This window comes from Streptomyces sp. NPDC029674 (assembly GCF_044903205.1).
Lineage (GTDB): Bacteria > Actinomycetota > Actinomycetes > Streptomycetales > Streptomycetaceae > Streptomyces.
In genome coordinates, this window is record NZ_JBJDPY010000012.1 from 178,509 (window position 1) to 195,238 (window position 16,730).

12 protein-coding genes and 2 tRNA genes are annotated in these 16,730 nt (G+C 72.3%); 11 read left to right on the plus strand and 3 right to left on the minus strand.

Features of this window, described 5'->3' with window-relative positions; genetic code table 11:
- The first annotated feature begins 30 nt into the window (after positions 1–30).
- From ACI2L3_RS27410 to ACI2L3_RS27420, 3 genes are all read left to right on the plus strand, one after another.
- Positions 31–867 carry a DUF1906 domain-containing protein gene (locus ACI2L3_RS27410; RefSeq protein ID WP_404755047.1) on the plus strand — a complete coding sequence of 279 codons (837 nt, stop codon included), beginning with the start codon at positions 31–33 and terminating at the stop codon, positions 865–867.
- A 182-nt stretch (positions 868–1,049) separates the two neighbouring features.
- On the plus strand, positions 1,050–1,631 hold the full coding sequence (locus tag ACI2L3_RS27415) for a SigE family RNA polymerase sigma factor (RefSeq protein ID WP_404755048.1): 582 nt from the start codon (positions 1,050–1,052) through the stop codon (positions 1,629–1,631).
- 98 nt (positions 1,632–1,729) lie between these two features.
- Positions 1,730–3,400 carry a long-chain fatty acid--CoA ligase gene (locus ACI2L3_RS27420; RefSeq protein ID WP_404755049.1) on the plus strand — a complete coding sequence of 557 codons (1,671 nt, stop codon included), beginning with the start codon at positions 1,730–1,732 and terminating at the stop codon, positions 3,398–3,400.
- Positions 3,401–3,410: 10 nt separating this feature from the next.
- Here the strand turns inward: ACI2L3_RS27420 and ACI2L3_RS27425 are convergent, their stop codons facing one another.
- Positions 3,411–4,688 carry an MFS transporter gene (locus ACI2L3_RS27425; protein WP_404755050.1) on the minus strand — a complete coding sequence of 426 codons (1,278 nt, stop codon included), beginning with the start codon at positions 4,686–4,688 and terminating at the stop codon, positions 3,411–3,413.
- 135 nt (positions 4,689–4,823) lie between these two features.
- On the opposite strand from ACI2L3_RS27425, the gene ACI2L3_RS27430 reads away from it, so the two are divergent.
- Positions 4,824–5,399: a TetR family transcriptional regulator gene (locus tag ACI2L3_RS27430; RefSeq protein ID WP_404755051.1), complete on the plus strand. Its 576-nt coding sequence runs from the start codon at positions 4,824–4,826 to the stop codon at positions 5,397–5,399.
- 18 nt (positions 5,400–5,417) lie between these two features.
- On the opposite strand, the gene ACI2L3_RS27435 is transcribed toward ACI2L3_RS27430, so the two are convergent.
- Both ACI2L3_RS27435 and ACI2L3_RS27440 read right to left on the minus strand, forming a co-directional pair.
- Positions 5,418–9,854, minus strand: coding sequence for a PAS domain-containing protein (locus ACI2L3_RS27435; RefSeq protein WP_404755052.1), 4,437 nt, complete (start codon positions 9,852–9,854; stop codon positions 5,418–5,420).
- A gap of 203 nt (positions 9,855–10,057) precedes the next feature.
- Complete coding sequence (locus ACI2L3_RS27440; RefSeq protein ID WP_404755053.1) at positions 10,058–10,477, minus strand: SSI family serine proteinase inhibitor; 420 nt, start codon at positions 10,475–10,477, stop codon at positions 10,058–10,060.
- A 214-nt stretch (positions 10,478–10,691) separates the two neighbouring features.
- Between ACI2L3_RS27440 and ACI2L3_RS27445 the strand changes: the two genes are divergently transcribed.
- The 7 genes from ACI2L3_RS27445 (at position 10,692) to ACI2L3_RS27475 (ending at position 16,719) form a co-directional block, all read left to right on the plus strand.
- Positions 10,692–10,782: transfer RNA gene (locus ACI2L3_RS27445), tRNA-Ser, on the plus strand.
- A gap of 183 nt (positions 10,783–10,965) precedes the next feature.
- A tRNA-Arg gene (locus ACI2L3_RS27450) sits at positions 10,966–11,038 on the plus strand.
- A gap of 479 nt (positions 11,039–11,517) precedes the next feature.
- Complete coding sequence (locus tag ACI2L3_RS27455) at positions 11,518–12,642, plus strand: hypothetical protein (RefSeq protein WP_404755054.1); 1,125 nt, start codon at positions 11,518–11,520, stop codon at positions 12,640–12,642.
- 213 nt (positions 12,643–12,855) lie between these two features.
- Entirely contained in the window at positions 12,856–13,746 is an 891-nt protein-coding gene (locus tag ACI2L3_RS27460) for a DUF2797 domain-containing protein (protein ID WP_404755055.1), read from the plus strand.
- Between the two features lie 151 nt (positions 13,747–13,897).
- Entirely contained in the window at positions 13,898–14,254 is a 357-nt protein-coding gene (locus ACI2L3_RS27465; RefSeq protein WP_404755056.1) for an antibiotic biosynthesis monooxygenase family protein, read from the plus strand.
- 120 nt (positions 14,255–14,374) lie between these two features.
- Positions 14,375–15,124, plus strand: a complete 750-nt coding sequence (locus tag ACI2L3_RS27470; protein ID WP_404755057.1) for a response regulator transcription factor — start codon at positions 14,375–14,377, stop codon at positions 15,122–15,124.
- Positions 15,121–16,719: a sensor histidine kinase gene (locus ACI2L3_RS27475; protein WP_404755058.1), complete on the plus strand. Its 1,599-nt coding sequence runs from the start codon at positions 15,121–15,123 to the stop codon at positions 16,717–16,719. The genes ACI2L3_RS27470 and ACI2L3_RS27475 overlap by 4 nt, the downstream gene beginning before the upstream one ends.
- Positions 16,720–16,730: the final 11 nt, after the last annotated feature.

Genomic DNA, 16,730 nt, shown 5'->3' on the forward strand with positions numbered 1-16,730 from the left:
GGAACGGGTCCTGACCCTTTCACTCGGCGTATGCGTCTTCGAACGATGATCATTGGATTCGTCCTCGTCCTGACGGCCCTGGCCGTGGACCTGACCGCCTCACCACCGGGCGCCGCGTCCGACCACACCGCCGGCAAGGCGCCCGCGAAGGTGTCGACCTTCCGCGGCTGGGCCTTCGACACCTGCCTCGCCCGGTCCACGGACACCATGCGGCGCTGGCGGCAGTCCAGATACGGCGCCGTCGGCGTGTACTACGGAGGCCGCGGCCGGGCCTGCAAGCGGCAGCCGCAGCTCAGCCACGACTGGATGCGCGCGGTGAAGCGGATGGGCTGGCGGGTCCTCCCGCTGTACGTCGGATCGCAGTCGCCGTGTGTCGTCGCGAGGAACAAGAAGAACGTACCCATCGGACGGCATCCCTGGAGCCAGGGGAAGCAGGAGGGACGTGACGCGGTACGCGCGGCGAAGGCGTTCGGCATCCGGCCGTCCAGCCCGCTCTACCTGGACATGGAGTCGTACGCCCACCGGAAGAAGGCCTGCGCGCACACCACGCTCACCTTCGTCCGCTCCTGGAACCGCGAAGTGCGCAGCCACGGCTACGTCCCCGGCTTCTACAGCAGCGCCGACTCCGGCGTGCGGCACATGGATTCGGCACGCCGGGCGGGCGTGCGGGATCTGCCGTCGGTGATGTGGTTCGCGCGCTGGCACACCAAGCCGCGCCTGTACGGGGAGCCCTCGCTGGGCCGCAACGCGTGGCGTCCGGCGCGGCGCATCCACCAGTACGCGGGGAACGTGAAGGAGCGGCACGGCGGGCGCACGATCGTGATCGACCGCAACCTGGTGCACGCCCCGGTGGCGCGCATCGGCTAGCCGGACGAGCCGCCCGGGCGGCGACGCACCGGGCGGCTCTCAGGGGTGAACCCTCAGGGGTGTGCTCCGTCTCCTCCACCTGTAGGAGGTGTAGCTGACACCCCTCGTACAACCTGAGGCGGACACGGCTTCGGGACCTCCGGCCGATCCGCTGAAGTAGGGGGCGCTTCTAGCGTGGAGCCATGACCGCATCCATGGTGTCCGTGTGCACCAGCGCTTCCCAGGCCGCGACGCGGGGCACGGGTCCGACGCGGGCCACCGGGCCCCGCACGTACCCGTCGTTCGCGTCCTACGTGCGGGCCCGCCAGCCCGTACTGCTGCGCACCGCCCGCTCGCTGACCGCGAACCCGAGCGATGCCGAGGACCTGCTGCAGACGGCGCTGACCAAGACGTACGTGGCGTGGGACCGGATCGAGGACCACCGTGCGCTCGACGGCTATGTGCGCCGGGCCCTGCTGAACACGCGCACGTCGCAGTGGCGCAAGCGGAAGGTCGACGAGTTCGCGTGCGACGAGCTGCCGGAGCCCGACGTGACGCCGGCCGGGGACCCCGCCGAGCAGCAGGTGCTCCGTGACGCGATGTGGCGCGCGATCATGAAGTTGCCGGCGCGGCAGCGGGCGATGGTCGTCCTCAGGTACTACGAGGACCTCAGCGAGGTGCAGACCGCCGAGGTGCTCGGGGTGTCCGTCGGCACCGTCAAGAGCGCGGTGTCCCGCGCGCTCGGCAAGCTCCGCGAGGACCCGGAGCTCACGCCGGTCCGCTGAGAAGGGGCGAGGGGCGGATGATCGATCATCTCCTGGAGTAGTGACATACCGCGCGGTATGCGCGCAGAATCAGCGCAGCCCATACCGCCGCGTAGGCGATGTCGCCCCAGGAGGACGCCGTGCTGAGCACGATGCAGGACGTACCGCTGACTGTCACCCGCATCCTTCGGCACGGCATGACCGTGCACGGGGCATCACAGGTCACGACCTGGACCGGCGAGGGCGAACCGCAGCGCCGCAGCTACCGCGAAATCGGTGAGCGCACGGCCCAGCTCGCCCACGCCCTGCGCGAGGACCTCGGCGTCACGGACGACGAGCGCGTCGCCACCTTCATGTGGAATAACGCCGAGCATGTCGAGGCGTACTTCGCGGTGCCCTGTATGGGCGCCGTCCTGCACACCCTCAACCTGCGGCTGCCCGCGGACCAGCTGGTGTGGATCGTCAACCACGCCGCCGACCGCGTCATCCTCGTCAACGGCTCCCTCCTCGGCCTCCTCGCGCCGCTCCTCCCCCAACTGACGAGCGTCGAGCACCTGGTGGTGTCGGGCCCCGGCGACCGCTCCCTGCTCGCGGGCTCGCACGCGCAGGTGCACGAGTACGAGGAGCTGATCGCGGGCAAGCCCACCGCCTACGACTGGCCCGAGCTCGACGAGCGCGCCGCGGCCGCCATGTGCTACACCTCCGGCACCACCGGCGACCCCAAGGGCGTCGTCTACTCCCACCGCTCCATCTACCTGCACTCGATGCAGGTCAACATGGCGCAGTCGATGGGTCTGACGGACGCGGACACGTCGCTGGTGGTCGTCCCGCAATTTCACGTGAATGCCTGGGGACTGCCGCACGCCACCCTCATGACCGGCGTGAACATGCTGATGCCGGACCGTTTCCTGCAGCCCGCCCCGCTCGCCGAGATGATCGAGTCGGAGCGGCCCACGCACGCGGCCGCCGTCCCCACCATCTGGCAGGGCCTCCTCGCCGAGCTCACCGCGAAGCCGCGCGACGTCAGCTCGCTCGGGCAGGTCACCATCGGCGGTTCGGCCTGTCCGCCCGCCCTGATGGAGGCCTTCGACCAGTTCGGCATGCGGGTCTGCCACGCCTGGGGCATGACGGAGACGTCCCCGCTCGGTACGGTCGCCCGCCCGCCGGCCCACGCCATCGGCACCGACGAGGAGTTCGGCTACCGGCTCACGCAGGGCCGCTTCCCCGCAGGCGTCGAGGGCCGGCTGGTCGGCCCCGGCGGCGAACACCTGCCGTGGGACGGCGAGTCGGCCGGTGAGCTGGAGGTGCGCGGCCCCTGGATCGCGGGCGCGTACTACGGCGGCGCGGGCGGCGAGCTGCTCCGGCCCGAGGACAAGTTCAGCGAGGACGGCTGGCTGAAGACCGGCGATGTCGGCGTGATCACCGCGGACGGCTTCCTGACCCTCACCGACCGCGCCAAGGACGTCATCAAGTCGGGCGGCGAGTGGATCTCGTCGGTCGAGCTGGAGAACGCCCTCATGTCCCACCCGGAAGTCGCGGAGGCCGCGGTCGTGGCCGTACCCGACGAGAAGTGGGGCGAACGCCCGCTGGCCACCGTCGTGCTGAAGGAGGACGCGACCGCCGACTACGCCGGCCTGCGCGACTTCCTCGCAGGCCACGTCGCCAAGTGGCAGCTCCCGGAACGCTGGGCGATCATCCCCGCGGTCCCGAAGACGAGCGTCGGCAAGTTCGACAAGAAGGTGCTGCGCAGGCAGTACGCGGACGGCGAGCTGGACGTCACCCGGCTCTGACCCCGACGGGTCACGCGGATTCGGCGCGACGGCGGCTGCGGCCCGGTATCGCGGTCGTCGCCCAGCCGAGCGCGAGCCAGAGGGCGGCGACCGCGCACACGCCCGTCCACCCCCAGTGGCTGAACGCCGTGCCCGCCAGGGCGGAGGCGATCGCGCCACCCGCGAATCCGGCGACCACATAGGCGGTGTTGGCGACCGCAGGGGTGGAGGTGGTCGTCAGCGCCAAGGTCTGGTTGGCGATGTGGTTGGCGACCAGCGCCATGTGGAGGACGACCGCCGCCGCGCACAGGGCCCAGAGCGCCCCGCCGCCCAGCCAGAACAGCGGCACCGACACAGCGGCCGTGCCGTACGCGGCCGAGACCACCTTGGCCGCGCCGAAGCGGTCGACGAGGCCGCCCGCGAGCGGCGCCACGACGGCGGCGGCGAGACCGAACAGGCCGAAGAGGCCCGCGGTGGCGGTCGTCATGCCATAGCCGTGCCCGCCGTCGCCGCTGCCGGTGAGCAGCAGGGCCAGCGAGGTCCACAGCGCGCTCCACGCGCCGTACATCCCGCCCTGGCGTATGCACGCGCGCCGCAGCTCGGCGGAGCCCCGCACCACGGCGGGCAGTCGGGCGAGACCGGCGAAGACCGGCCCGGTCCGCCGGCGGTGCTCGGCGGGCAGCACGGCGGCGGAGGCCAGGCCTAGCAGTGCCGTGAGGACGGCGGCGCCCACGAACACGTAACGCCAGCCGAAGGCCTGGCCGACCAGGCCGCCGAGGACGCGGGCCGCGACGATGCCCGTGAACAGGCCGGTGATGAGCGCGGCGACATGGCTGGCCCGCCGGTGCGCGGGCGCCCGCTCGGCGACCAGCGGCACGAGCAGCTGCGGCACGACCGTCGCGGCGGACGCCACCAGCACGGCGGCCGCGAGCGCGGTGGCGCCCGAGGCGGCCGCGCCCAGGCCGAGCGCCACCGCCGTGACCACGGAGAGCACTGCGACGAGCCGGCGGCGGTCGACCCGGTCGCCGAGCGGGGCGAAGAACAGCAGCCCCGCCGCGTACCCGAACTGCGCCACCGAGGCGATCCAGGCGACGGCCGACGGGGTCGAGCCGAAGTCGCGGGCCATCAGCGGGAGCAGCGGAGCCGCTATGTAGATGTTGGCGGCCGTCACCGCGGTGCAGACGGCGATCAGGAGGAGGAAGACGGTGGGTGGGACGGGGAGCGGGGCGTGGGAGGACAGTGGCAGGGGCCGGGTGGCGGGCCCGGTCGCCGCATGGGGGACGGACGCGGATGTCGCTGATGAAGGCATGGGCGTGGGACTCCTCCGAGACCACAGCTGGCAACTAACTGGTTGGTTGGTTGCAAAAAGTCTGCGCCCGGCGCGGTCGCACTGTCAAGCAACCAAACAGTTGGTTACCCGAACGGGTTCGCCTACCCTGGGCTCATGGCAGTGAGAGACCCCGAGGCCACCAAGGCGCGGATCTTCGACGCGGCGGTCGCCGAGTTCGCCCGGTACGGCATCGCGGGCGCCCGCATCGACCGCATCGCGAACCAGGCAAAGGCCAACAAGCAGCTGATCTATGCCTATTTCGGCAACAAGGCGGAGCTGTTCACGCAGGTCCTGGAGAAGCGCATGCTGGACATGGCCGTCGCCAATCCGGTCGACGCGGACGACATGGACGGCTGGATGGACCGGCTGATGGACTACCACGCCGCGCATCCCGAGCTGCTGCGCCTGCTCTTCTGGGAGGGCATCGAGTACGGCACGGAGGACCTCCCCGACGAGCGGGAGCGCCGCGACCACTACGACCGCAAGGTCGCCGTCCTCGCCGACGCGCAGGCCCGGGGCGTCATCAGCGACGAGATCCCCGCGTCCCACCTGCTGTTCATGGTGGTCGCGCTGGCCGGCTGGTCCACGGCCGTGCCGCAGATGCGGCGGATCCTCGTCGGCGACGAGGACGCCGACCGTGAGCGGCTGCGCGCCTCCATCAAGGCGGCGGTGCGGCGGATCACGGCCTGAAGCCCGCCACCGTGGACCTCAGTTCGTGCCGATCTTCGCCAGCAGGTCCACGATCCGGCTCTGCACCTCGGTGCTGGTGGAGCGCTCTGCCAGGAACAGCACGGATTCGCCCGCCGCGAGCTTCGGCAGCTCCGTCTCGTCGACGGCCGCGGTGTAGACGACCAGCGGAGTGCGGTTCAACTGGCCGTTCGCGCGCAGCCAGTCGACGATTCCGGCCCTGCGGCGACGTACCTGGAGCAGGTCCATCACCACGAGGTTCGGCCGCATCTGCGCCGCGAGCGTCACCGCGTCGGCGTCGCTCTCGGCCCGCGCGACCTGCATGCCGCGCCGCTCCAGCGTGGCGGTCAGGGCGAGCGCGATCTCTTCGTGCTCCTCGATGAGCAGGACGCGCGACGGGTGCTGTTCGCTGTCGCGCGGAGCGAGGGCCTTCAGGAGTACGGCGGGGTCGGCGCCGTACGCCGCCTCGCGCGTCGCCTGGCCGAGACCCGCCGTCACGAGCACGGGCACCTCGGCGGCCACGGCGGCCTGACGCAGCGACTGCAGCGCCGTGCGCGTGATCGGGCCGGTCAGCGGATCCACGAAGAGAGCCGCGGGGAACGCCGCGATCTGCGCGTCGACCTCCTCGCGCGAGTGCACGATGACGGGGCGGTAGCCGCGGTCGCTGAGCGCCTGCTGGGTGGTGGCGTCCGGCGCGGGCCACACCAGGAGACGGCGCGGGTTGTCCAGCGGCTCGGGCGGCAGTTCGTCGTCCATCGGCTGGGGCTGCGGCCGGTTCGCGACCTCGACGGCGCCGCCGGGCCCGTCCAACGGCTCCGGCCCTTCGTCGGCGTCCTCGTCCGGGGCGCCGATCGCGTACGAACGACCGGCCCCTTCAGTGGTGGACGCGATACGGGACTGGGGGTGCACCGGAATCGGCGGCTGGGGCTGCGTCTGCGTCTGGGGCTGGGCGTGAGGCTGCGGGTGCGGGCGCGCGGAGGTCTCCGGGCGCTCGTCGGCCGTCGGCTCCGGAGGAGTGGCCAGCCTGCGCCTGCGCCCGGACCCGCCGCCGCCCAGCGTGTGCGACTGCGAGGTGGCAGCAGCCTGGGCCTGGGCCGGTGGCTGAGCCGGTGTCCGGGGCTGCTGCGAACCCTCCGGCGCCTGGGGGGCCGGCATCGGGCCCGCCGCGGCTGCCGCTGCCGCCGCCGCCGAATGCCCTGGCTGGGGCGCCTGGGATGCGTGAGGAGGCGACTGGGGCTGCTGAGACGTTTGAGGTGCCTGAGGTGCAGGTGCCTGAGGCATCTGGGGCGGCAGCGGGGGCTGCGGCGACCCCGGAATCCGGGCGTTCCGCGGTGGCTGCTGGCCCTGACCGGGCACGCCCGGACCCTGACCGGGTACGGGCTGGCCCTGACCCGGTACGGGCTGGCCCTGACCGGACACCGCCGGGCCGCCACCCTGCGGCCCGCGCTGCTGCTCGGTGATCTGCTGCCCGAACGGCACGCCCTGCCCGAGGGTACGCACGCTGATCGCGCGTCCCTGCGTCGAGTTGGGGTCACCGGGCGCGGCCTCGGCGGGCAGCGGCTGGGCCGCCCGGGCCTGCACGCCGCTCTCGGGCGGGAGCGCGGCACCGCGCGGCGGCGTCGGGACGCCCTGCGCCGGAGTGGTGCCGTCCGGCCACGGCTGCGGCGCGGGCAGCGGGCCGGGCTCGGCGCCGCGAGCGCTCTGCTGCGGGGTCCCCTGAGAGGGCACCCCAGGTACTCCGGGCGCCCCAGGCGCCCCTTGAGCGGGCGTCCCCTGAGCAGGAACCGCCCCCGGAACCTGCCCAGTCCCCGGAGGTACCGGAACGCCCGGAGCCGCCTGCCTCGACCGGCGCCCCGTCGGGGCCTGCGTCGGATGGGGCTGCGGCGGGGTGTGGTCGTCGCCTGCGCCGCGTACGGCCGCGGCATGGTGGCCGGTGTCGCCCTGCCCGGCCGCGTACTCCTGGCCGGTGACGTTGATGTTCTGACCCGCGGTGTCCGGGCCCGGCGTGCGGTCGGCCGTGGCGGGCGGCAGCGCGAAGACGCGGCCGTTGTTCGCCTCCTCCGCGGCGGCACGCTCCTTGGCGGCGGCCAGCGCGCGCCGCGCCCGCCGCCCCGTGGGCCGCGCGGCGTCGCCGTGTCCGGCCTCCACCGCGGCGAGCTCGGTGCCCGGAACGGCGCCGGAGGTCTCCGAAGGCCCCGAGGCCAGCGCGGGCAGCGCGTGCTGCTCGCCGGCACCCCGGGCCCGGCGCCCCGTCGGCCCGTCAGCAACGGGCACGCCCTGCGGCGGCACCGTCTCACCCAGCGCTGCGGACCCCGCCGCGTGCTCGGCCGCGGTCATCACGGCACCTTCGGTGCCCTCCGCGGCACTCGGCCGACCACGTCGCCGTCCGGTACCACCACTGGCTGTCTCCGTGGTCTGCGGCCCCACACCGGGGCCGCCCACCGGTTCCGTGGCCACCGCTCCGCCGAGCGTCTCCGGAGAGGAGGCCTCCGCCGCACGCCGGCCCCTGCGCCGCCCCGTACCGCCGCTCGGCGCGGCACTCTGCGCACCAGCGACTCCGGAGCCGTCCGTATCGGCTTCCGTGCTCGAAGTCGCACTCTCCAGGAAGGAGTCCACCGAGGGGCGCCGAGCCCGCCGGCGCCCGCCACCGGAAGTGGCCGACGCCTGTCCGGGCACCACCACCGCACTGCCCGGAGTGGCACCTCCGGAAGGAGCCGAACCCGAGGAGACCACAGGACCCGAAGAGGCCACAGAGCCCGAAGGCACCTTCTCCGTAGAGGCCGCCCCGGCCGGCACCTCCCCGATCGGCACCTCGAGAACGTACGCACTGCCGCCCATCCCCGGCACCTCATGCGTCTGCAGGACGCCTCCGTGGGCCCGCACGATGCCGCGCACGATCGGCTCGTGCACCGGGTCTCCCCCGCCGTACGGCCCCCGCACCTCGATGCGGACGACCTCGCCGCGCTGAGCCGCGGCGACGACGACGGTCGAGTCCACGTAACCGCCCGCATAGCCGCCCGCGCGCGTGTTGCCGGTCGCGTCGATCCCCACCACGTCCGCGACGAGGTGGGCGACCGCAGTGGCGAGCCGTTCCGCGTCGACGACGAGCTCGATCGGCGGCGCGTGCACCGCGAACTGGGCGCGCCCGGGCCCGATCAGCTCGACCGCGCCCTCCACGCCGGCGGCGACGACCGCGTCGAGCATGACCGTCGTACGGGAGAGCTGCGCTTCGCCCGCGTCGAGCCGCTGGAAGCCGAGGACGTTGTCGACGAGCGTGGTCATCCGGGCGTACCCGGCCGACAGGTGGTGCAGGACCTGGTTGGCCTCGGGCCACAGCTGTCCCGCGTCGTCCGAGGCGAGCGCGGCGAGTTCGCGGCGCAGCTCGTCCAGCGGGCCGCGCAGGGACGAGCCGAGGACGGCGAGCAGCTGCTCGTGGCGCGCGGCCAGCGCGTCGTACCGCGTCTTCTCGCGTTCGGCCAGCTCTTCGAAGCGGTCCTTCTCGCGCTCGGCGAGCGCCGCGTACCGCTCCTGTTCGGCGGCGAGCTCCTCGGCCCGCTGCTCCTCGGCGGCCTTGATCTCGGCGGCGCGCTCCTCGGCGGCGGCGGTGAGCTCCTCCGCGTGCCGGGCGAGGGCGGCCTCGTACTTCTCGTTGAGCTCGTCGTAGGGCCTGCGGTCGGTGAACGTCATCACCGCGCCGACCAGTTGGTCGCCGTCGCGCACCGGCGACGTCGTGAGGTCGACGGGCACCTTGGCGCCGCTCTTGGACCACAGGACCTGGCCGCGCACGCGGTGCTTCCGCCCGGAGCGCAGGGTGTCGGCGAGCGGGGACTCCTCGTACGGGAACGGCTCGCCGTCGGCGCGCGAGTGGAGGACCAGCGGGTGCAGTTCCCGCCCGCCGAGGTCGCTCGCCCTAAAGCCCAGTATCTGGGCGGCGGCCGGGTTGACCAGGACGACGCGGCCGTCGGTGTCCGTGCCGACGACGCCCTCGGCGGCGGCCCGCAGGATCATCTCGGTCTGCCGCTGCGAGCGCGCCAGCTCGGCCTCGGTGTCCACCGTGCCCGACAGGTCCCGCACGACGAGCATCAGCAGCTCGTCGCCGGTGTACCCGTACTGGTCGTAGGCGTCCCTGCCGTCCTCCAGCGGGGAGCTGGTGACCTCTACGGGGAACTCGCTGCCGTCCGTGCGCCGGGCGGTCATCCGCGTCGGCTTGGTGCGCCCGCGCTCGTCGATGGTGTCCGGGCGCCGCATGGAGCCGGGGATGAGCCGTGAGTCGAACTCCGGCAGCAGGTCGAGCAGACCGCGCCCCACGAGGGCGGTGCCGGGTGTCTCGAACGCCTCCAGCGCGATGGCGTTGGCGTTCACGACCGTGCCGTTGGCGTTGACGAGGACGAGCGCGTCAGGGAGCGCGTCGAGTATGGCTGCGAGGCGAGCAGCGCCTCGGGATGGCCTGCTGCTCACGACGACGCTTCCTCCCTGGTTACCGCTGCTTGCCGACTCGCTCAGGCCATTTTGCCCCTCGGCCCGTGGCGTGTCACGGGAGGGAGTCTACGGGGAGTGGTTGTGCGCGCGACGCCGGATGAGAGGGAGGTCGCACGCAGAAGATGTGAGTTTTCGGTACTGGGCCGGTGCTGCCTGGTCACGACCGGGCCGGTACTGCCTGGTCACGCGGAGGTCGCGGGCAGCACCGGCACGAGAGCGTTCCACCGCCCGATCTCGCAGCCGTTGCTGCGGTCGTACGTGGCGTCGACGGGCCGCCCCTGCCAGGTGCCCGTGATGTGCGCGGTGGCGGGTCCGCCGTACTGCATCGTGCACATCGAGTCCTTGGGCACGGGCGCGAAGGGGTTGGTTCCGTAGACGGTGACTTCGTCGAGCCTGTCGCACGCGGCCGCCGCGTCCGGGTGCGTGCCGCCGGTCGGGTGGCAGTTCAGCCGGTACGTGCCGTCGCTGCTCCCCGAGCCCTTGACCGTCACGGTGAGCCGGTCGGTCGGGGTGGTGGGGAACGCCGAGGCGTGGGCCGTGACGGGCACGGCGGACAGCGCGGCGGCGGAGGCGGTGACGGTGAGGGCGAGACGACGCAGCATGGCGGGCTCCTCGGATGACGACGGGACGGGTGGCCGGGTGGCTCCACCGCTTCTACCGCTTCTAACGCCGTGCACCGCGCTACGTTGCGGTGCGGCGAAACGCTTTGCCCCGCGGGGCGCGCGACTAGTACCGTGGAGTCCGCGATTGGTGACAGACCGCTCGGCTGTGTCATCATCTGCACGCACCCCCCGCGCTCGCGCAGGTGTGCAAGCTGGAGGCGTCGCCTAGTCCGGTCTATGGCGCCGCACTGCTAATGCGGTTTGGGCCTTAAAGCCCATCGAGGGTTCAAATCCCTCCGCCTCCGCCGCAAGATCCGAAGCCCCGGTCCAGACGGACCGGGGCTTCGGCGCGTCAGGGCATTTCCGCAGCTCACAAGGGGTCCGGGGAACGGATTTCACATGACGGCGGCAGTCATGTAATGTTCTTCCTGTCGCCGCGAGCGGGCCGAAGAGCCGGGGAGCGGAGACGGAAACAAAAGAAAAAACAAGCACTCGTAGCTTAACGGATAGAGCATCTGACTACGGATCAGAAGGTTGCAGGTTCGAATCCTGCCGAGTGCACAGAAGACCAGAGGCCCCGTGGAGCAATCCACGGGGCCTCTGGCTTTTGCTTTGACGGCAGTGTCTGACGGGAGCGCCGGGTGTGGCGACGCTCTCCGTCACGGCAAGTGCGGGTGGCCGGGCGGAGCCGATACTTGGCCATTCGGCCCTCTGGATGTCCTCGTCTGTCACGTGATCTTCGGCGTTCTTCTCTCCGCGGATCGCACGCTGACCGGCTCATGCGGCCCGCTGCCAGGAATACGGCGCCGTGGACTGACATGTCTGAAACAGGTCAGTAGATCGCTTTCTTCGCTTCTGAGGCGATGACAGGTCGGTCATACGGTGCCAGAGTGTGCGCGCACGGCACGTCGCGGGAATCCGGCCGGACCCGTCCCTGAATCCTGGTGCCCGCCTTCTGCGGCGCCAGGGCCTTGAGAGCACGTCTCACTTGAGCATGCCCCGTCCGCCAAGAGCGGGTTGTGGGCCGGAGAGGGAACGCGATGGGTTCATGGCGCTGGAGCGATCAGGAAAAGCCCACCACCACAGTCGGCGTCCGGGCCACGATGGGCGCCGTCACCATGAAGGACGACCCACAGGCCGTGCAGCGGCCGTACGCCTTCGTGCGCGGCTACGACTCGCGGCTGCACGTCAACTGGTGGGACGGCAAGGCGTGGCACTGGAGCGACCAGGGAACGCCGGCCGGGCGCACGATCATCGAGAAGGTCGGCGCCGTCACCATGCAGGACGACGCCAACGCACAGCAGCGCCCCTACGTCTTCGTCATCACCGACGACTCAAAACTGCACGTGAACCGGTGGGACGGCAGCAAGTGGCACTGGAGCGACCAGGGCGCGCCCGCCGGACGTCTGGTCCGTGAGGGCGTCGGCGTCATCTCCGCCCGGGACAATCCAAGCGCGGCGCAGCGCCCGTACGCCTTCGTCATCACCGACGACTTCCGCCTGTGGGTCAACTGGTGGGACGGCTCCAAGTGGCACTGGAGCGACCAGGGCGCGCCGCCGAACCGCACCATCTCCCGCCCCATCGGCGTCACCACGATGAAGGACAACCCCAACGCCTTCACCCGCCCCTACGCCTTCGTCATCACCGACGACTCCAAGGTCTGGGTCAACTGGTGGGACGGCTCCAAGTGGCACTGGAGCGACCAAGGCGCGCCGTCCGGGCAGCCGGTCAAGAAAGGGGCGGGCGTCATCAGCGCCCAGAACGACCCGAACGCGTCGGAGCGGCCGTACGTCTTCGTCCAGGGCTACGACTCGAAGCTGTACGTGAACTGGTGGGACGGCAGCAAGTGGAACTGGAGCGCGCAGGGTGCGCCCAGTGGACGGCTCATCCTCGACTCCGTCGGCGTGGTCACGATGAAGGACGACCCGAACGCCTTCACCCGCCCGTACGCCTTCGTCATCGCCGACGACTCGAAGCTGTACGTCAACTGGTGGGACGGCAAGGCCTGGCACTGGGCCGCCCAGAACACCCCGCCCGGACGCGTCATCGAACGCCCCGGTGAGGCGATCACCATGCAGGACAATCCGAACGCCACGCAGCGGCCGTATGCCTTCGTCATCACCGACGACTCCGACCTATGGGTCAACTGGTGGTCACTCTCCTGAGACAGCAGTCCAAGTAGGCCGCTGTTAGGAGGGCACCGTCCGGGGGGTGACGGCAGCGTTGACGGCAACGACGGCGCATGCAGACGAGTGATCGCTATCGTGGGCGATCAGACGGGGCGCCTGCCGAGTGCACACAGTCGAAAGGCTCCCGGGGACGATCCGGGGGCCTTTCGCGTTGCCGGGGCCGAGGACGTCGAAGAGGGAGGCGCCGGAGTGGAGTGGCGGTGCGCCGGGCTCGGGTGGCCGGACGGGAAGCCTGTTCTGCGGTGGGCGGGGGGCCGGCGCAGCGTTCTCGCGTACGGGACGGACATCGGGTTCCGGGCCGTGGGTGAGCGGCGGTGTGTGGGGGCGCGGGGGAATCCGTGTCCGCTGCGGGCCGTCGTGCCGGGCCGGGCCACGCAGGCGCGCTGTGCGGAGTGCGCGCGGCTCGACCGGGCGTTCTCGGTGGCGGCGGACGGTGTGCCCGACGATCCGCGGACGTACCGGGTGTATCTGGCGTGGTTCGGGACCGGGATGGTCAAGGCCGGGATCACGGCGGAGGAGCGGGGTGCCGTGCGGCTGCTCGAGCAGGGCGCGGTGGCGTTCTGCTGGCTGGGGCGCGGGCCGCTGATGGCGGCGCGGCGTACGGAGGAGCTGTTGCGGGCGGCGCTGGGGGTGCCGGACCGGGTGCCGTACGCCCGCAAGCGCGGGGTGCGGGCGGTGCTCCCCGCCTGGCCGGAGCGTGCGCGGGAGCTGGATGAGCTGTACCGGCGGGCCGTGGCGCTCGACGGGTGGGCCGAGGCGTTGGAGCGGGTGCCGTTCGAGGCGGTTGACCACGCGGAGGCGTTCGGCCTCGGCGCCCGCGGAGGTCCGGCCGCGCCGGCCGGGGTGGTGCGGGAGCTGGTCGACGGCGGGACGGTCGCGGGCCGGCTGGTCGCGGCGGCAGGGCCCGACCTGCACCTGGAAGTCGCGGGCGGCGGCGCGTTGGTGGTCGACACGCGGGTGCTCGTGGGGTGGGAGCTGGCGGCGGCGGACGCGGGGGCGGGGGTGACCGTGCCGGTGCAGGCCGTGGAGGCCGGGGGCGGTGGCGGTGGCGGTGGCGCCGAACAGGATGGGCTTTTCTGACCGGTTGCACGGCTCTGACCGGTCGTACGGCCGGTTCGCAGACCGCTGATCGATCGGCTCGCTGACCGAATGGTCAAGTCCGGTCGACCGTTGGGCAAGGGCGGGCCGAAAAGGGTGGACGCGGGTGTGGTGCGGGCCCGAGTGTGGCGGCATGAGTGATCACGCCATAGAGCCCGTTGGACCTGTCGGGCCTTTCGAACCGCCCTACTACTCCGTCGTCTTCTCCTCCGTGCGCACCGAGGGGGACAACGGCTACGGCGAGACCGCCGACCGCATGGACGAACTCGTCGCGGACGTACCCGGCTTCCTCGGCACGGAGTCGGCCCGTACACCCGGCGGCCTCGGTATCACCGTCTCGTACTTCCGCGACGAGGAGTCCATCAAGGCCTGGCGGAGCAACCTGGAGCACCGCGCGGCGCAGCGCCGCGGGCGCGAGGACTGGTACGAGAAGTACGTCCTGCACGTCGCGAAGGTCGAGAGGAGTCACGGCTTCGTGCGGGAGCAGTAGTGCCGGTGCCGGTGCCGGTGCCGGCACCGGTGCGGATGCGGAGGGCCCCGGCGGGCTTTCTCAGGGAATTCACAGGTTCGCGCAAGAGTGCTCTCAGGGGCGCGTCGCAGGGTGAGGGGCATGACCACGACCTCGCCTCAGGCGCGTACCGAACTGCTCAGGCCGGACGGGAGCCCCGTCCGCGTGCTCGTCGTGGACGACGAGGTGTCGCTCACCGAGCTGTTGTCCATGGCCCTGCGTTACGAGGGCTGGCAGATCCGCAGTGCGGCCGACGGAGCGGGCGCGGTGCGGGCCGCGCGCGCGTTCCGGCCCGACGCCGTGGTGCTCGACATGATGCTGCCCGACATGGACGGGCTCTCCCTGCTCGGCAGACTGCGCCGCGAGATGCCGGGCGTGCCCGTGCTGTTCCTCACCGCGAAGGACGCGGTGGAGGACCGCATCGCCGGGCTCACGGCGGGCGGCGACGACTACGTGACCAAGCCGTTCAGCCTGGAGGAGGTCGTGGCGCGGCTGCGCGGCCTCATCCGGCGGGCCGGCGCCGCCGACAAGCGCAGCGAGTCGACGCTGGTCGTCGGCGATCTGACTCTCGACGAGGACAGCCACGAGGTGACGCGCGGCGGGGACTCCATCCACCTCACCGCCACCGAGTTCGAGCTGCTGCGCTACCTCATGCGCAATCCGCGGCGCGTGCTCAGCAAGGCGCAGATCCTCGACCGGGTGTGGAACTACGACTTCGGGGGCCAGGCCAACGTCGTCGAGCTCTACATCTCGTATCTGCGCAGGAAGATCGACGCGGGCCGGGAGCCGATGATCCACACGCGGCGTGGGGCGGGCTATCTGATCAAGGCCGCCACGCTCGTCTCCGCGTGAGACGTCCGTCTCCGGAAAGGCGGCAGCGGCCGCGCACCCTTCGGACGCGGCTCGTTCTCTCCGCCGTCGCGCTGATCGCCGTGGTGTGCGCGGTCATCGGGGTCGTCACCACCATCGCCCTCAAGTCACATCTGTACGAGCAGCTGGACGGGGCGCTCGGCGGGGTCGCGCAGCGGGCGGCGGGGCCCGCCGTCGCACCCGGCGGCGACAAGCCGCCGCCGGGCCCGGGCGGCGACCGGGGCGCGGACGACGACCCGCTGGACTTCGTCACCCGGGGCCCGCAGGAGATCGGGGCGGTCGGCGCCGAGGTGCGCGACGGCTCCGTAGGGCGTGCCCTTGTCAGCACTGAGGATGACGGCGGCGGCTCGTTGCCGGACGCGACGAAGCTGGACGCGGCGCAGGTCGCGGCGCTCGCGGGCGTGCCGAGGGATGGGCGGCCGCACAACGTGGACATCCCCCGGCTCGGCGAGTACCGCGTGACGTACGCGGCCGGGCACAAGGGCGACTTCCTCGTCGGCCTGCCGACCGCCAAGGTGCGGAACACGCTCAGCACGCTGATCGTCGTCGAGGTCTGCGTGACCGCGGCCGGTCTCGCCGCCGCGTCGCTCGCCGGCGCCGCCATGGTCGGCGTCGCGCTGCGCCCGCTGCGCAGGATCGCGAGCACCGCGACGCGCGTCTCCGAACTCCCCCTGCACAGCGGCGAAGTGGCCCTGCACGAGCGCGCCCCGGACGCCGACCCGCGCACCGAGGTCGGACAGGTGGGCGCCGCGCTCAACCGCATGCTCGACCACGTCCACTCGGCGCTGGACGCGCGCCAGCGCAGCGAGACGCGGGTACGTCAGTTCGTCGCGGACGCCAGCCACGAGCTGCGGACGCCGCTCGCCTCGATCCGCGGGTACGCCGAGCTGACGCGCCGCGGGCGGGAGGCCACCGGGCCCGACACGCGGCACGCGCTAGGCCGGATCGAGTCCGAGGCCGAGCGGATGACCGGGCTCGTCGAGGACCTGCTGCTGCTCGCGCGGCTCGACGCGGAGCAGCCGCTCTCGTACCGGAGCAGTGATCTCGCACCGCTCGTCGTCGACGCGGTCAGCGACGCGCGGGCCGCCGGCCCCGGCCACCACTGGCGCCTCGAACTCCCCGACGAACCGGCCCCGGTGCGCGCCGACACCGCCCGCCTGCACCAGGTCCTCGTCAACCTCCTCGCCAACGCCCGCACGCACACCCCGCCCGGCACGACCGTCACCGCCCGCGTCCGGGCGGACGGGGCCCGCGTGCGCCTGGAGGTCCAGGACGACGGGCCCGGCATCCCGCCCGCCCTCCTGCCCTCGGTCTTCGAGCGGTTCGCCCGCGGCGACGCCTCCCGCACACGCCGGACGGGCGGGGGATCGACGGGGCTCGGCCTCGCCCTCGTACGCGCCATCGTGGCCGCGCACGGCGGCACGGTGACCGTCGACAGCGTGCCGGGGCGGACGGTGTTCGCCGTCACGCTCCCGGCGGTGTCCGGGGCGGCGGTGTCCGGGGCGGCGGTGTCCGAGGCGGCGGTTTCCGAGGACGAGGGCTCACAGCCGGGCCACAGCCTCACCACACAGCCCTGACAGGCCACTTG